Source organism: Microbacterium marmarense, from assembly GCF_037204165.1.
Lineage (GTDB): Bacteria > Actinomycetota > Actinomycetes > Actinomycetales > Microbacteriaceae > Microbacterium > Microbacterium marmarense.
In genome coordinates this window covers 181866-197544 of record NZ_JBBDGL010000004.1, presented here as the reverse complement: position 1 = coordinate 197544, position 15679 = coordinate 181866, and the positions used below count along the sequence as shown (strand labels likewise).

Here is a 15679-nt window from a genome sequence, read left to right as displayed (position 1 = left end):
TCAGCTAATCGTCAGCGCCTTCTTCATGATCTCGGCGTGCTCCGCAGCGTGGACCTTGGGCGAACCGGTTGCCGTTGATGCGGCGGCGGCACGCGAGACGCGACTGATCGTGCGCCCCTCCATGTGCTTCACGAGCTCAAGCGCTACGAAGGGCCACGCGCCCTGGTTCTCTGGCTCGTCCTGTACCCAGACCAATTCAGCGTTCGGGTACAGCTCGACAACCTTGTTCAACTCGACCGCGGGAGTCGGGTAGAACTGCTCGAGACGCACGAGCGCGATCTCGGGGTTCGGGTTCTTCTCCAGCTCGGCCCTGAGGTCCCAGTGGATCTTGCCCGAGTGCAGCAGAACCCGCTTGACGGCGCTGCGGTCGAGGCCGCGATCGTCGTCGAGAACGGGCTCGAAAGTGCCGGTGAGGAAGTCATCAACGGGGCTGGTTGCACCGCGCAGTCGCAACATCGCTTTCGGCGTGAACACCACCATCGGGCGGCGCGGACGTGAGTACGCTTGACGACGCAACAGGTGGAAGTACGATGCCGGTGTCGACGGACGCGCAACAACCATGTTGTCTTGTGCGCACATCTGCAGATAGCGCTCAATGCGTGCGGATGAGTGGTCTGGTCCCTGGCCTTCGTAACCGTGGGGCAGAAGCAGCACGACACTCGACTGCTGGCTCCACTTCTGATCTGCTGACGAGATGAACTCGTCGATGATCGACTGCGCACCGTTCGCGAAGTCACCGAACTGCGCTTCCCAGAGCACGAGAGCATCGGCGCGTTCTACCGAGTAGCCGTATTCGAATCCCATGGCGGCGTATTCGCTGAGCAGCGAGTCATATACCCAGAAGCGTCCCTGATCGTCGTTCAGGTTCGACAGCGGAATCCATTCCTGGCCGTTTGCGCGATCGTGAAGCACCGCGTGGCGCTGCACGAAGGTCCCCCTGCGTACGTCCTGGCCGGCCAACCGCACGTTCGTCTTCTCGAGCAGCAGCGATCCGAATGCGAGAAGCTCGCCAAACGCCCAGTCGATGTTTCCGTTGCGGCTCATATCGGCCCGCTTGTTGAGCAACTGCTGCAACTTGGTGTGAACGGTGAAGCCATCCGGCTTGTTCACGAAGGCGTCACCGATCAGCTGAACGACCTCGCGGCTGACGCCCGTGGTGTCGGGGGCGCCCACGACGGGTTCTTCAGACGCGTCGATCTCTACGACGTTCGATGTGCCGGTCTCTGCCGCATGCGTTTCTGCGAAGGCGATCTCGAGGCGGTTCTGGAAGTCACGCTTGGCTTGCTCGTACTCTTCTTCGGTGATGTCACCGCGACCGACGAGCGCTTCGGTGTAGAGGCGGCGAACCGAACGCTTCGCTTCGATCAGGTTGGTCATCAGCGGCTGGGTCATCGAAGGATCATCGCCCTCGTTGTGCCCGCGTCGGCGGTAGCAGACAAGGTCGATGACGATATCGCGGTGGAACTTCTCACGGTAAGCGAATGCGACCTGAGCTGCGCGGTTGACCGCTTCGGGGTCATCGCCATTCACATGAAGGACGGGAGCCTGGATGGTTTTTGCCACGTCCGTCGAGTAGATCGACGAACGGCCGTCTTGCGGAGTCGTCGTGAAGCCGACCTGGTTGTTGACCACCACGTGGATGGTTCCACCGGTGCGATAGCCCCGCAGCTGCGACATCTGCAGCGTCTCGACGACCACGCCCTGACCGGCGAAAGCGGCGTCGCCGTGCACGAGAATCGGCAGCCACGAGAACGTGCCGATTGGCTTGCGATCTTGCTTGGCGCGAACGATACCCTCGAGAACGCCATCGACGGTCTCAAGGTGGGAGGGGTTGGCGGCGAGGTAGACCGGAAGCTCCTTGCCTCGATCGTCAACGAACGTGCCCTCGGTGCCGAGGTGGTACTTCACGTCGCCGGAGCCGCGCTTGGAGCCGACCGCGACGGCTCCTTCGAACTCGCGGAAGACCTGTCCGTACGTCTTGCCTGCGATGTTGGTGAGCACATTCAGGCGTCCGCGGTGCGCCATGCCGATGGCCGCTCCGTCGAGGCCCGCTTCGGCTGCTCCCTGCAGAATCTCGTCGAGAAGGGGAATCAGCGATTCTCCGCCTTCGAGGCTGAACCGCTTCTGGCCGACGTACTTGGTCTGCAAGAACGTTTCGAACGCCTCAGCCTGGTTGAGCTTGTCGAGAATGCGCATCTGCTCGTCGTGCACGGGCTTCTGGTACTTCACTTCCAGCAGCTCCTGGAACCAGCGACGCTGTTCAGGATCTTGAATGTGCATGTACTCGATGCCCGTTGTGCGGCAGTACGAGTCGCGCAGCACTCCCAGAATCTCGCGCAACTTCATCACGCGTCGACCGCCGAAGCCGCCGGTGACGAATTCACGATCGAGATCCCAGAACGTGAGCCCGTGTTCTTCGATCTCGAGGTCGGGGTGTGTGCGCTGCATGTACTCGAGCGGATCGGTGTCGGCCATCATGTGCCCGCGCACGCGGAACGAGTTGATCAGCTCCTGCACCCGAGCCTGCTTGTCGACGCGCTCTGCGAGGTCGACGTTGATGTCGGCAGCCCAGTGAATCGGGGCGTAGGGAATGCGCAGTGCCGCGAAGATGTCGTCGTAGAAACCGCGCTGACCGATGAGCAGTTCGTGAACCTTCTTGAGGAACTCGCCCGAGCCAGCGCCCTGAATCACGCGGTGATCGTAGGTGCTGGTCAGCGTGATCGTCTTGCCGATCGCCAACTCGCTGAGCGTCTTGTCGCTCGCGCCCTGGAACTCCGCCGGGTACTCAAGCGCACCTGCGCCGACGATGCAACCCTGCCCCTTCATCAAACGGGGTACCGAGTGCACGGTGCCGATTCCGCCGGGGTTTGTCAGCGAGAGCGTGGTGCCCTGGAAGTCTGCTCCGGTGAGCTTGCCGGCGCGAGCGCGAACCACGAGGTCTTCGTATGAAGCCAGGTACTCCTCGAACGACAGGGAGTCGGCGCGCTTGATGCTCGGCACCATGAGCGCGCGCGTGCCGTCAGGCTTGGGCAGGTCAATAGCGATACCCAGGTTGATGTGCGCCGGGGCGACCACCGAGGGCTTGCCGTCGATCTCGGCGTAGAAGACGTTCTGGCTCGGGAACTCTTTGAGTGCCTGAATGAGGGCCCAGCCGATGAGGTGCGTGAAGCTGATCTTGCCACCGCGGGTACGTGACATGTGGTTGTTGATCACGATGCGGTTGTCGATCATCAACTTCGCTGGCACGGTGCGCACGCTGGTGGCGGTCGGCACGGTGAGCGACTCGTCCATGTTCGACGCAAGAGCCTTTGGCATTCCGCGAAGAACGGTGACCTTGTCTTCGACGGGTTCATCTGCCACGACGGGGGCAGCCTTGGGTGCCTGTGCGGGCACCGGTTGCGGTGAAGCGGGGCGGGCGGTCGTGCGCGCTACTGGCTGGGCGCCGATCACGGGGATCGGAGCGGTGACCGGGTGCGCCTCGCTCGAAGATGGCTGCGTCGGGCTAGGGGGCGCGTCTGCCGTCACGGGGTGGTAGGCCTCAAGAACTGGCCACCAAGCCTTGTCAACGGAGTTCTTGTCGACCTTGAACTGTTCGTACAGCTCATCGACGAGCCATTCGTTGGCCCCGAACTCTCCCTCACTCGAAACTCCGACGCCCGACACCTGGCTGGACACGCTCGATTGCCTGCTTTCATCGATGAAGAATGAACCGCACGGGACGTAGTGCCCTCGCATGCGTCTGTTAAGCGTAGCCCAGTATCTGCATCAGGTATGGGTATCTGCGATGGGCTGGCTGTAAAGATCATGGGTGCGCGCGGGTACGTCAGCGGGTCAGTAGCGTTGAGGCATGGAGTTCTACGGAGAGACACCCACTGTTGATCTGACGTATTCAGATGTATTCCTCGTTCCACGACGCTCGTCGGTGACCAGTCGTCTCGACGTCGATCTGTCACCGGGCGACGGATCAACAGCCACGATTCCGCTCGTTTCGGCGAACATGAATTCCGTCACCGGCCCACGCCTTTCAGCGACACTTGCTCGAAGAGGTGGGCTTGGAGTGCTGCCCCAAGACATGGCGTTGCAAGACCTTGACGCCGCGATTCGTTGGGTGAAAGCGCAGCCCGCCATCTGGGATACCCCGCTTGTGCTGCCGCCGCATGCCACCGTCGCCGAGGCATCGCTGCTTCTTCCGGCGACCGAGGGCTATGGCATCGTCGTCGCCGACGCGGACGAGCCGATGATCACCGATGTGCTCGGCATTGTTCCTGCAAGCAGGCTGGGCACCGCGCTTCCTGACGCAAGACTGGGAGATCTTGCTCGCGGTCGAGTCATCGCCATCGACGCGCACGACATCGAGAGCGCTCGCCACGCGTTCGACGTGATCGTCGCGGCCGGCGCCGAGACGGTGTGCGTCGTCGATCACGGGCGAGTCGTCGGCACCTTGTCGAAGCGCAGCGCATTGCGCTCCACGCTCTACCGACCGGCGGTGGACTCGTCGGGTCGCCTTATCGTGGCTGCCGCGGTCGGCATCAACGGCGACGTGGCGGCGAAAGCGAAGGCGCTCGCCGCTGCCGGCGTCGATGTGCTTGTCGTCGATACCGCGCACGGGCATCAAGAGGGCATGTTGCGAGCGCTCGGCGCCGTCGCGAGTCTGGATCTGGGCATTCCGATCGCGGCGGGGAACATCGTCACTGCCGACGGCGTAGACGATCTTGCACGCGCCGGGGCCACCATTCTGAAGGTTGGGGTGGGTCCTGGAGCGATGTGCACGACGCGCATGATGACCGCGGTGGGGCGACCGCAGTTCTCTGCCGTTCTCGAGACCGCTGAAGCGGCGCGAGCTCACGGTGCACACGTGTGGGCGGACGGGGGAGTGCGCTATCCGAGAGACGTGGCGCTCGCACTCGCGGCGGGAGCAGCATCCGTCATGATCGGGTCTTGGTTCGCTGGAACGATCGAGGCGCCGGGACAGCTGCAGACCGACTCCGACGGTCGCGTCTACAAAGAATCGTGGGGAATGGCGTCGACGAAGGCGGTGCACGACCGCTTCGGGCGCCTAGACCCGTATGACCTCGCCCGCAAGGAGCTGTTCGCCGAAGGCATCTCTTCGTCGAAGATCTACCTCGATCCGCAGCGGCCCGGAGTCGAGGATCTCATCGACATGATCACCTCGGGTGTTCGGTCATCGTTCACCTACGCGGGCGCTGCGAGCGTGTCGGAGTTTCGTGGACGGGCGCGGGTGGGATTGCAGTCAGCGGCGGGGTACGACGAGGGCAAGGCGCTGTCGGTCAGTTGGTGACAAACGACGAGTCGAATCGTCTGCACCTGCTTTAGGATATGAGGACGATGGACGACCCTCCCAGTTGTAGACGCTTGCCCCACCGACCCGCCTCCGCAATGAACGGGGGTGATGCGTGATGGATTACGTCATGCTGGGCGTGGGGCTGCTGCTCACTATCGGAACCGGCCTGTTCGTCGCTTCTGAATTCGCGCTGGTCAATCTCGATCGCGCCGATCTCGAAGCTCGCCGCGACGCGGGTGAGACCCGGCTTGCGCTGACCATCAGCGCGCTGAGGATCACATCGACTCATCTCTCCAGCGCGCAGCTGGGGATCACTCTGACGACGCTGCTCACGGGTTACACGATGGAACCGGCCATCTCGAACCTGCTGACACCGGTTTTCGAAGCGTGGAACTTGCCCTCAGGGCTTATCTCGCCGCTCGCCGTCATCATCGCGATCACGGTTGCCACGGTCTTCTCGATGATCATCGGTGAGCTCGTGCCCAAGAACTTCGCGCTCGCCGTGCCGCGCCAGACCGCGAAGCTTGTGATCCCGTTTCAGGTGGCATTCACCACCGTGTTCAAGCCCGCGATCGTCGTGCTCAATGGCAGTGCAAACGGCGTTCTGCGCGCGATGGGGATTGAGCCCAAGGAAGAGCTGTCGGGCGCCCGCAGCGCCGAAGAGCTCTCGAGCCTCGTGCGCAGATCAGCCCTCGCCGGTGTTCTCGAAGAAGACACCGCCTCGTTGCTCAACCGCACACTCACTTTTGCTCGCCACACCGCCGCCGACGTCATGACGCCGCGCCCCAGCATCCACGCGCTCGCCGCTGACGATTCCGCTGAAGCGGTCATTCAGCTTGCTCGGCGCACCGGCCACAGCCGCTTTCCGGTCTATGACGAATCGATGGATGACATCACCGGTGTTGTGCACCTCAAAGCAGCGGTCAGCGTGCCTCGCGAGCGTCGAAGTGACGTTCCTGCCGCTGCGCTCGCCACCGACCCGCTTCGCATTCCTGAAGCAGTGCACCTCGACGTGCTGATGTCGGAACTGCGAGCCAAGGGATACCAAATGGCGATCGTGGTCGACGAATACGGCGGCACGGCCGGTGTCGTAACTCTCGAAGACCTCGTGGAAGAGATCGTGGGTGAGGTTCTTGACGAGCACGACCGTCGGCGCGCCGGCGTCGTGCGCGCCGAAGGCAACGTCGTCTTTCCGGGCGAGCTTCGGCCCGACGAAGTGCTCGACCGCACCGGCATTCGCATTCCCGAGGGCGACGTGTATGACACCGTCGGTGGCTACATCATGAGTCTCCTCGAGCGCATTCCGCGAGTCGGTGACACCGTCGATATCGAAGACGGCCAACTCGAGGTGCTGCGCATGGACGGTCGCCGTGTCGACCGCGTGCGATTCACCGGGGTGACCCTGCAGGCCGAGCCGGCCGCGGCGGAAGGAGGCGAGCGATGAGCGACTGGGCAGGTATTGCATGGCTCGTTGTCCTTCTGATCTTCAACGCCTTCTTCGTTGGCGCAGAGTTCGCCGTGATCTCGGCGCGCCGCTCGCAGATCGAGCCGCTCGCTGAGAAAGGCTCGCGTTCGGCCAAGACCGCGCTCTACGCGATGGAGCACGCCACCCTGATGCTGGCCACAAGTCAGCTCGGAATCACCATCTGCTCGCTGCTCATCTTGAACGTGTCTGAACCCGCGATTCATCATCTGCTGGCCGAGCCACTGGGCCTCACGGGGTGGGCCGAGGGCGTCGTTGATGCTGTGGCATTCTTCATCGCGCTCTTGGTGGTGTCGTACCTGCACGTGGTGTTCGGTGAAATGGTGCCGAAGAACCTCGCGTTCTCGGTGCCCGATCGTGCTGTTCTCATGTTGGCTACGCCGCTCGTTTGGTCGTCGAAGCTGTTCTACCCGGTGATCGTCACCCTGAACTGGATCGCCAACCACGTCGTGCGTCTGTTCGGGGTGGAACCCAAGAACGAAGCAGCGTCGACCTTCACGCTCGAAGAAGTCGCGACGATCGTCAATCAGTCGCGCATCGAGGGCGTGCTGGATGATTCCTCGGGAGCAGTGGCAGCTGCCGTTGAGTTCACCGACAAGAAGGCGATTCAGGTCGCGGTGCCGCTCGCGCAGCTGGTCACGCTCAGCCACACCACCACGCCGCATGAAATCGAGCGGGCTGTGGCAAAGCACGGCTTCTCGCGATACGTCATCGTGGATGACGACGCAGAGCCCATCGGCTATGTGCACCTGAAAGACATCCTGCGCGCGGCGGAGGGCCAGCATGCGGTCACCGATGTTGCGACGCCGATTCCGTCTAAGCGCATTCACCATATGGTGCCGGTGCTCGAAACCACAGACCTTGAAGACGCGCTCGCGTCGATGCGTCAGGCCGGGCGTCACCTCGCTCGAGTCTGCAACGTCGACGGCGACACCACGGCAGTGCTGTTCCTCGAAGACATCATCGAAGAGCTGATCGGTGAAGTTCAAGATGCGACGAGGCGGGGTCTGCGCCGGTAGTCGCATCGGCGAGTTCTTTGGTGACCTCCGTGTCGGATGGGCTCCGCGAGTAGGGTGGCGCCCATGGATCGCACATGGACCGTGACCGATGTGGCGCGCAACGTCAGGATGCCTTCTGGCGCCGACGACAAGTACTCTCGCGGCGTTGTGGGGCTTCGCACCGGCTCAGAGGGCTTTCCCGGCGCAGCCGTTCTCGGTGTCGAGGCAGCGTGGCGAACCGGCGTGGGGATGGTGCGCTACCTCGGCCCGCAGTCTGCGCACTCGCTGGTGCTCTCACGGCGTCCAGAGACCGTGATCTCAGACGGTCGCGTGCAGTCATGGGTGGTGGGATCGGGAATGGATGCTGCGACGCGCGGCCGTGGCGAGACGCACGCGCTGCGCACCATCTTGTCGGGCGAGCAACCCGTGGTCGTCGATGCTGGTGCGCTCGATCTGGCTCGAGGAGCCACCACCATGGTCGTGGTGACGCCTCACGACGGCGAGCATGCTCGAATGCGCGAGGCGCTTGGTCTTCACCCGCGCAGCGATCGTGCCAGGGCCGCACACGAGACAGCGAGCGCGCTCAATGCGGTGGTGCTCCTCAAAGGCTCAGTGACCCTGATCGCGTCGCCCGAGGGCCAGTTGATCAGGGTGGATGCGCCAACCGCCTGGCTCGCGACTGCCGGCACGGGTGATGTGCTGGCGGGCGCTGTGGGAGCTCTCGTGGCGTCAGCAGTTGCGGCAGGCGAGGTGCGAAACCTAGCCGCGCTCGCTGACATTGCCGCGAGCGCGGCCTGGCTTCACGGTCGCGCCGGCGAGGTGGCGTCATCGCAATTCGGCGGTGGCCCCATCACTGCGCTAGACGTCGCGCAAGCGCTGCCGCGCGTCGTGGCAGAAGCGCTCGCATCGCGCTGATCGCACGCGCCGCCTCGCCACGTCACCGCCAGCTGCGCACCTAGGATGGCAGGGTGTCGACGCGGGCAGGGCTATGGGTTTCGTTCGTATTGGTGCACGTCATCGTGGCGGCTCTCGGCTTTGTGTGGCCGAGTCAGCCCATGGGAGATGTCTACTTCGTCTACGAACCGTGGTCGCTGAACGCGCTCGCAGGCAGATCGATTGTCGGAATCACCGAGGCATGGGTTTATCCGCAATGGGCCTTGCTGCCCATGGTGCTCGCGCACGCCTTCGAATGGATTGCCGGCTACGAGATCGCTTGGGCCTTGCTGGTCACCCTCGCCGACGCACTCGCCTTTGCTGTGTTGCTAGGAAACGGGCGCTCTCGCGGACGCGTCACCGCCGCTGCATTCTGGCTGGCATTCACTCTGCTGCTGGGGCCGGTGGGAATGTACCGCCTCGATGCGATCACGGTGCCGCTGGCGATCGCGGGATGCCTGTGGTTGGTCGGCAGACCTGCACTTGCTTCTACCTTGCTCGCGATCGCCACCTGGATGAAGGTGTGGCCGGCCGCCCTGCTGGCAACTGCCGTGATCGTGCTGCGAAGCCGACTGACCGTGATCGCCGGTGCGCTGGTGGTGACGGGTGCGACCATCATCGTCATTGTGCTGGGTGGCGGCAGCTCGTTTGTGTTCGGGTTCGTCGCGGGCCAGACAGAGCGGGGTCTTCAGCTTGAGGCTCCCGTCAGCGCGTACTACCTGTGGCGGGCTGTGGCGGGAATCGAAGGTTCATTCATCTTCTACGACCCGACGATCTTGACGTTTCAGGTGACCGGTCCGCAGGTAGACACCGTCATCGCAGTGATGACTCCGCTGTTGGTGGTCGCTGCGCTGGCTGTGGCGGCGCTGGGAGCGTTCAAGGCATGGCGCGGTGCAGGTTTTGCCGCCCTCTTCGCCCCGCTTGCGCTCGCGCTTGTGCTGACCTTCTGGGCGGTGAACAAGGTGGGGTCGCCGCAGTTTCTCACCTGGATCATCGCGCCGATCGCACTGGGGCTCGTGATCAATCGACAGCGCTGGTTCGGCATTGCGATCACGGCTCTGGTCGCAGCCGCGCTCACTCAGATCGTGTATCCCTTGCTCTACGACAAGCTGCTGACTGCCGCCCCTATCGCTGCGGCTGCCCTCACTGCGCGCAATGCGCTGATGATCGCACTCCTCGTATGGTCGGTCGTACTCGTGGCGCGCGTTCCCGTGCCTGCGCGGCGCAGACTCTCTTTCTTGCCACTTCAATCCTGAACCCGGAGGTTCTCATGCTCGTTGCTTTCTCAGTCTCCCCGGCCGGAACCGGCAATGCCGATGGCTCGGTGCACGATGCGGTGGCGGCCGCCGTAGCCGTGGTGCGCGGCAGTGGCCTGCCCCACCGCACGACTTCGATGTTCACCGAGATCGAGGGGGAGTGGGACGAAGTGTTCGACGTTGTCAAGCGCGCAACCGAGGCCGTGCAGCCGTTCGGGTCACGGGTGTCGCTCGTGTTGAAAGCAGATATTCGACCCGGCTACTCGGGCGAACTCGATGGGAAAATCGATCGGTTGGAAGCCGCAATCGACGCGCATAAGAACAGCAAGAACCACTCTTAGCGGTGCGCCGAGCCGGCAGGTCGAATCGATTCGACAGTCGGCACGTTCGCGCGCTATTGTTACGCGGTGACCTCCTCGACTTCAGTTTCGAGGGGTGCGGCGATGTGGGCGCTCCTCTCTCTCGCCGTCGGCAGTTTCGGCATCGGCATGACCGAGTTCGTCGTCATGGGCTTGCTGCCAGACATCGCGGCGGATCTGCTGCCCGAGGTGTGGGCAGCCAATCCCGAGCAGGCGATCGCTCAGGCTGGTTGGCTTATCTCGCTCTACGCGCTGGGCGTCGTGATCGGCGCGCCCACGATCGCGGGAAGCGTAGCGAGGTTTCCGCGCCATCGAGTGATGATCGTATTGGCACTCGCCCTCGCCATATTCAACGCGCTGACCTTCATTCTTCCGACGTTCGAGCTGGTGGCAGCATCGCGTCTTCTGGCTGGTCTGCCGCACGGCGCCTACTTTGGAATCGGCGCGCTGGTCGCCGCTGACGTGATGGGGCCAGGCAATCGGGCAAAGGGTGTGGCGTTCGTATTGACGGGGCTCACACTCGCGAACGTCGTCGGGGTGCCGCTGGGAACATATCTAGGGCAACAGGTGGGGTGGCGCTCCGCATTCATGGTCGTCGCGGCGATCTTCGCCGCGGCGACTGTGCTCATCGGCCTCTTCGTTCCGGCGCATCCGGGTGAACCCGGCCGCACGTTCTTGCAAGAGCTCGGGGTGTTCAAAAGCGGGCAAGTGTGGCTCGCGCTCGCTGTCGGCTCCATCGGATTTGGCGGATTCTTCGCGGTCTACAGCTACGTAGCGCCGGTGGTTACCGAAGTGACGGGCTCAGCCGAATGGGTGGTTCCTATCGTGCTGGTGCTGATGGGCATCGGCATGACCATTGGCAACCTCGTCGGCGGACACCTCGCCGACGTGTCGCTTCGACGCACGCTCATCGGCGGTTTCATCGCTCTCATCGTGGTGCTCGCGCTCTTGGCGCTGACTGCCCAGTGGCTGTGGGCGTTCGGCTTCTTCGTCTTCGCCACCGGTTTCGTGGCGGCCGGGCTCAGCCCGACGATCCAGACTCGTCTCATGGATGTGGCGGGCGACAACCAGTCGATTGCGGCGGCGCTCAACCACTCTGCGCTCAACATCGGCAACAGCATGGGCGCGCTGCTGGGTGGCGCGGTCATCGCGCTCGGCTGGGGCTATGTCGCTCCTGCGTGGGTGGGCGTCATGCTCGCGGTGGGCGGCCTCGCGGTAGCGATGCTCAGCTTGGCGTCTGATCGTCGTGTGCAGCCTGTCGCGGCGTGACAGGCCCGGTACGGACTGCATCGGCTCGAGCAGGCATACGCTGAGGCTATGCCGCAATCAAAGACGCCTGCAGATTCAACCTTCGCCGCCCTCGCGGCGACTCTAGGCGACGCGCTGCCGCGTCGACCCGAAGATGCTTCCGACCCCACCACCCCGGTTGCCGCCACGGTGGTCATGGTGCGCGATAGCGATGACGGTCCTGAAATCCTGCTGATCGAGCGGCCCGATCGCGGCTCGTTTGCCGGTGCCTGGGTGTTCCCCGGGGGCAAGCTCGACAGTGATGACCATCGAGCAGACGACGATGCAGAGGAACTGCCTGCGCGTCGCGCGGCCGCGCGCGAAACGTTTGAAGAAACGGGTCTCATCGTCGATCCCGACTCGCTGATCCCGCTCTCGACCTGGGATCCGCCGCCCGGTCTTCCCCTGCGCATTCGCACGTGGTTCTTCGTCGCTCACGCGCACCAGGGCACCGTCACACTCGCCGCCGATGAAGCCGTTAACTCCGAGTGGCTTCGGCCACTCGAAATGCTCGAGCGCCACAGCAACGGAGAGGTCACGCTCTATCCACCGACGTGGATAACTCTGCACACGCTCGCACACCACCCCGATGTGCACTCGCTCGTGGCAGCGACCCGACTGGCGGGCCCGCAACAGTTCGAAACGATGGCGCGCCTCGGCGACGACGGACCCATCATGCTGTGGCAAGAAGACGCGGAGTATCACGGCGATGCAGCACCCGAAGCATCCCGAGCCCGACACCGAATCACGCTGGGCACCTTGCCCTGGGTCTACACGCGTGAAGTGAACGAACGCTAGGGCTCAAGTAGGCGACGCAGGTGCATCGCCACGGCTGGTGTTTCAATCAAGAATCCGTCGTGCCCGAAATCGCTCGACAAGACCACGGCGCGATCGCCGTCGAGGGTGTTCGGGATGCTGCGCGCGATGCGATGCTGCCCATCGATCGGAAACAGTCGGTCGCTGTCGATTCCCAGCACGAGCGTGGTGGCGGTGACCCTGGCGAGCGCTTCTTCGACGCCGCCGCGGTCTCGACCCACATCGTGCGAGTTCATTGCTTCCACGACAGTGATATAGCTGTTGGCGTCGAACCGGCGAGTGAATTTGTTTCCGTGAAAGTCGAGGTAGGACTCAACGGCGAAGCGACCACCGTGGCCTAGCGGGCTGACGCCAGACTGCCACGAGCGTTGAAAACGCTGGTTGAGCTCGGTGGGGGAGCGATAGTTCAGCAGCGCCATGCGGCGGGCAAGGGCGAGCCCGCGGGTAGGTCCATCGCCGTCTGCGGCGTCGTAGTACTCGCCACCCTGAAACCGAGGATCGATACGGATGGCTTCGATCTGCACCGAGTTGAGCGCAATCTGGTCGGCGGTATTCATCGGCGGGGCAGACAGCACCGCGAGTCGCGCGACGCGCTCTGGCATGCTGATTGCCCACTCGAGTGCGTGCATGCCGCCCATCGATCCGCCGACGACCGCCGCCCACACGTTGACGCCGAGCTGGTCAGCGAGCTGAGCTTGCGCCGCCACCTGGTCGCGAATGGTGAGGAACGGAAAACGCGCCGCCCATTCGTAGCCAGATGGAGCGATGCTTGCGGGTCCCGTTGATCCCTGACAGCCGCCGAGCATATTGGGGGCGATGACGAACCAGCGGTCGGTATCGATGGCTGAACCGGGACCGACGATATCTTCCCACCACCCCGATGTGGCGTGGCCTGGACCAGCGGGCCCGCTGACGTGCGAGTCGCCGGTCAGCGCGTGCAACACCAAAACGGCGTTGTCTCGCGCTTCGTTGAGGGTGCCCCACGCCTCATAGGCGAGGCGAAACGACGGCAGCACTCCGCCGCTCTCGGTGTGAAACTCTCCAAACGATGCGAACTGTCGGTTTCCTGCGGGGTCACCGTCACGCCAAGCGCCCGTGGCGGGCGGACGCCCCAACAAGAACCGTGCATCGGCCTCGGTGACGGGCGCCGACGGCACGGTGTCTTCGGAGGTCTGCCAATCCATTCGTCTATTCTCTCGTGTTCACGAGACCTCACCGAACTGTTACGAGGTGCTGGCTAGGCCTCGTGCATCAGTCCTACGAGAAGTCTTGACCACCGAGGTACTCGACGTCTGGGTCGAGGCTCGTGCCGCTGATCACGCAGGTCGTTCTCAGGCCCACGGTCTCGTCGTTTGAGAGGAAGCCGACATAGACCAACCAGCTGCCGTCGTCTTGTGACATCACACTGTCGTCGGCGTAGTCCATTGCGATGAAGTAATCGCTTGGCACGTCTGTCTCTGACACGGCAACGCACAGGGCCCATGCGTCGTAGGCGCTGATCGGCTGCTCCGACTCTTCGATCTCACCAAAATCGACGTCGTCGGCAACCGGCGCTTCGGGTGTGGGGGTGACGGTGACCGTCACGGTGGGTGCTGGTTGAGCATCCGCGGCGGACGCACATGCCGTGAAAAGTGCTGCTACGGCGACGAGCGCAGCGGCTGTGGTGGTGCGTCGGACCATGAGTTGATTCACTGTGGCCCCCAGGGCGTCGTTCGCGGATTCGCTGCGACTAAACCTAGCGGAAATCAGCCCTGCGGAACGGCGCGCAGACGCGTGTGCGGGGGGCGACCGAAATGCAAGATGCCTCGACCCGTGAGGGGCCGAGGCATCTTGCATCCCTTGCACAGGGTTAGAGGCGCGCAGCCTCCGAAACCTCGCGCGCGGCGGCTAGCGCCTGCTCGAGGTCTGCCTTGAGGTCATCGATGTTCTCGAGTCCCACCGACAGCCGAACGAGACCGGGGGTGACTCCCGACGTCAGCTGCTGCTCAGGAGTGAGCTGGGAGTGGGTGGTAGATGCTGGGTGGATGACCAGCGAGCGCACGTCTCCGATGTTGGCGAGGTGGCTGAACAGGCTCAGCGAGTTGACGAATGCGCGGCCCGCCTCGACGCCGCCCTTGAGCTCGAACGAGAGCACGGCGCCGACGCCCTTGGGCGCGTACTTGTTGGCAGCGGCATACCACGGCGACGACGGAAGGCCCGAGTAGTTGACCGACGCGACATCGTCGATGTTCTCAAGCCACTCTGCGATCTCTTGAGCGTTCTGCACGTGGCGTTCAATGCGCAGCGAGAGCGTCTCGATGCCCTGGATCAGCAACCACGCGCTCATCGGAGCGATTGCTGCGCCGAGGTCACGCAGCAACTGCACGCGCGCCTTGATGATGTAGGCGAGGCCGTCGCCGACAGCGGTCGTGTAGCTGGCGCCGTGATAGCTCGGGTCGGGCTCGGTGAGGCCGGGGAACTTCTCGACGTTCTTGGACCACTCGAACGATCCGCCGTCGACGATGATGCCGCCGATCGTGGTGCCGTGGCCGCCGAGGAACTTGGTGGCCGAGTGCACGATGATGTCGGCGCCGTGCTCGAAAGGCTTGATGAGGTAGGGCGTCGCGATCGTGTTATCGACGATCAGGGGCACACCGGCCTCGTGTGCGACGTCGGCGACCTTGCGAATGTCGAGCACGTTGATCTGCGGGTTGCCGATGGTTTCGCCGAAGAACAATTTGGTGTTCGGTCGCACTGCGCGGCGCCATTCCTCAGCGTCATCTTGGTTCTCGACGAAGGTCGTCTCGATGCCCAGCTTTGCAAGTGTGTACTTGAACAGGTTGTACGTGCCGCCATAGATCGACGACGACGACACGATGTGGTCGCCAGCACCCGCGATGTTGAGCACCGCGAAAGTCTCGGCAGCCTGACCACTGGCAACCAGCAACGCCCCCGTTCCGCCCTCGAGCGCGGCGAGACGCTGCTCGACGACGTCTTGAGTAGGGTTCTGGATGCGCGTGTAGATGTTGCCGAATTCAGCGAGCGCGAAGAGATTCGCCGCGTGGTCGGTGTTGTCAAAGACGTATGAGGTCGTCTGGTAAATCGGCGTAGCGCGAGCATTGGTCACCGGGTCTGGCTGCGCGCCGGTGTGAATCTGCTTCGTCTCGAACTGCCAGTTCTCGGGTGTCGACATGGCTTACTCCTGCGGGTCTGAGCGCCGAGAGCGGTCACCCTCGAACCACACCGACAGTACGGCTGCGGTGGCA

At 63.5% G+C, this 15679-nt stretch carries 12 protein-coding genes; 8 read left to right on the top strand and 4 right to left on the bottom strand.

Annotated elements, in window-relative coordinates; all coding sequences use genetic code 11:
* Window positions 1-3675, bottom strand: coding sequence for a multifunctional oxoglutarate decarboxylase/oxoglutarate dehydrogenase thiamine pyrophosphate-binding subunit/dihydrolipoyllysine-residue succinyltransferase subunit (locus tag WDU96_RS12580; RefSeq protein WP_337338865.1), 3675 nt, complete (start codon window positions 3673-3675; stop codon window positions 1-3).
* Between the two features lie 172 nt (window positions 3676-3847).
* Here WDU96_RS12580 and guaB1 point away from each other — a divergent pair, with 172 nt between their 5' ends.
* From guaB1 to WDU96_RS12540, 8 genes are all read left to right on the top strand, one after another.
* A complete protein-coding gene (guaB1, locus tag WDU96_RS12575; RefSeq protein ID WP_337338864.1) occupies window positions 3848-5299 on the top strand; it encodes a GMP reductase in 1452 nt (483 codons plus the stop codon).
* A 118-nt stretch (window positions 5300-5417) separates the two neighbouring features.
* Window positions 5418-6746 carry a hemolysin family protein gene (locus WDU96_RS12570; protein WP_337338863.1) on the top strand — a complete coding sequence of 443 codons (1329 nt, stop codon included), beginning with the start codon at window positions 5418-5420 and terminating at the stop codon, window positions 6744-6746.
* A complete protein-coding gene (locus WDU96_RS12565; protein ID WP_337338862.1) occupies window positions 6743-7804 on the top strand; it encodes a hemolysin family protein in 1062 nt (353 codons plus the stop codon). Before WDU96_RS12570 ends, WDU96_RS12565 begins: the two co-directional genes overlap by 4 nt.
* A gap of 63 nt (window positions 7805-7867) precedes the next feature.
* Window positions 7868-8698 (top strand): NAD(P)H-hydrate dehydratase, encoded by an 831-nt coding sequence (locus tag WDU96_RS12560; protein WP_337338861.1) that lies wholly within the window; start codon window positions 7868-7870, stop codon window positions 8696-8698.
* 53 nt (window positions 8699-8751) lie between these two features.
* Window positions 8752-9972 carry a hypothetical protein gene (locus tag WDU96_RS12555; RefSeq protein WP_337338860.1) on the top strand — a complete coding sequence of 407 codons (1221 nt, stop codon included), beginning with the start codon at window positions 8752-8754 and terminating at the stop codon, window positions 9970-9972.
* A 14-nt stretch (window positions 9973-9986) separates the two neighbouring features.
* Window positions 9987-10313 carry a thiamine-binding protein gene (locus WDU96_RS12550; protein ID WP_337338859.1) on the top strand — a complete coding sequence of 109 codons (327 nt, stop codon included), beginning with the start codon at window positions 9987-9989 and terminating at the stop codon, window positions 10311-10313.
* 102 nt (window positions 10314-10415) lie between these two features.
* On the top strand, window positions 10416-11600 hold the full coding sequence (locus tag WDU96_RS12545) for an MFS transporter (RefSeq protein ID WP_337338930.1): 1185 nt from the start codon (window positions 10416-10418) through the stop codon (window positions 11598-11600).
* 48 nt (window positions 11601-11648) lie between these two features.
* A complete protein-coding gene (locus WDU96_RS12540; protein ID WP_337338858.1) occupies window positions 11649-12416 on the top strand; it encodes an NUDIX hydrolase in 768 nt (255 codons plus the stop codon).
* On the opposite strand, the gene metX is transcribed toward WDU96_RS12540, so the two are convergent.
* The 3 genes from metX to WDU96_RS12525 all read right to left on the bottom strand — a co-directional run bounded on the left by metX (window position 12413) and on the right by WDU96_RS12525 (window position 15606).
* The gene (gene metX, locus WDU96_RS12535; RefSeq protein WP_337338857.1) at window positions 12413-13618 is read right to left on the bottom strand and encodes a homoserine O-acetyltransferase MetX; all 1206 of its coding nucleotides are present in this window, start codon (window positions 13616-13618) and stop codon (window positions 12413-12415) included. The two genes, WDU96_RS12540 and metX, sit on opposite strands and share 4 nt — an antisense overlap.
* A 73-nt stretch (window positions 13619-13691) precedes the next feature.
* The gene (locus WDU96_RS12530) at window positions 13692-14114 is read right to left on the bottom strand and encodes a hypothetical protein (protein ID WP_337338856.1); all 423 of its coding nucleotides are present in this window, start codon (window positions 14112-14114) and stop codon (window positions 13692-13694) included.
* Window positions 14115-14283: 169 nt separating this feature from the next.
* Window positions 14284-15606, bottom strand: a complete 1323-nt coding sequence (locus WDU96_RS12525) for a bifunctional o-acetylhomoserine/o-acetylserine sulfhydrylase (protein WP_337338855.1) — start codon at window positions 15604-15606, stop codon at window positions 14284-14286.
* Window positions 15607-15679 lie beyond the last annotated feature (73 nt).

Excerpts from the sequence above, each read along its gene's own strand:
- WDU96_RS12525 (WP_337338855.1), bottom strand. The coding sequence starts at position 15,606 with ATGTCGACACCCGAGAACTGGCAGTTCGAGACGAAGCAGATTCACACC.
- metX (WP_337338857.1), bottom strand. The coding sequence starts at position 13,618 with ATGGATTGGCAGACCTCCGAAGACACCGTGCCGTCGGCGCCCGTCACC.
- WDU96_RS12545 (WP_337338930.1), top strand. The coding sequence starts at position 10,416 with ATGTGGGCGCTCCTCTCTCTCGCCGTCGGCAGTTTCGGCATCGGCATG.
- WDU96_RS12530 (WP_337338856.1), bottom strand. The coding sequence starts at position 14,114 with ATGGTCCGACGCACCACCACAGCCGCTGCGCTCGTCGCCGTAGCAGCA.
- WDU96_RS12570 (WP_337338863.1), top strand. The coding sequence starts at position 5,418 with ATGGATTACGTCATGCTGGGCGTGGGGCTGCTGCTCACTATCGGAACC.
- WDU96_RS12550 (WP_337338859.1), top strand. The coding sequence starts at position 9,987 with ATGCTCGTTGCTTTCTCAGTCTCCCCGGCCGGAACCGGCAATGCCGAT.
- WDU96_RS12565 (WP_337338862.1), top strand. The coding sequence starts at position 6,743 with ATGAGCGACTGGGCAGGTATTGCATGGCTCGTTGTCCTTCTGATCTTC.
- WDU96_RS12560 (WP_337338861.1), top strand. The coding sequence starts at position 7,868 with ATGGATCGCACATGGACCGTGACCGATGTGGCGCGCAACGTCAGGATG.
- guaB1 (WP_337338864.1), top strand. The coding sequence starts at position 3,848 with ATGGAGTTCTACGGAGAGACACCCACTGTTGATCTGACGTATTCAGAT.
- WDU96_RS12540 (WP_337338858.1), top strand. The coding sequence starts at position 11,649 with ATGCCGCAATCAAAGACGCCTGCAGATTCAACCTTCGCCGCCCTCGCG.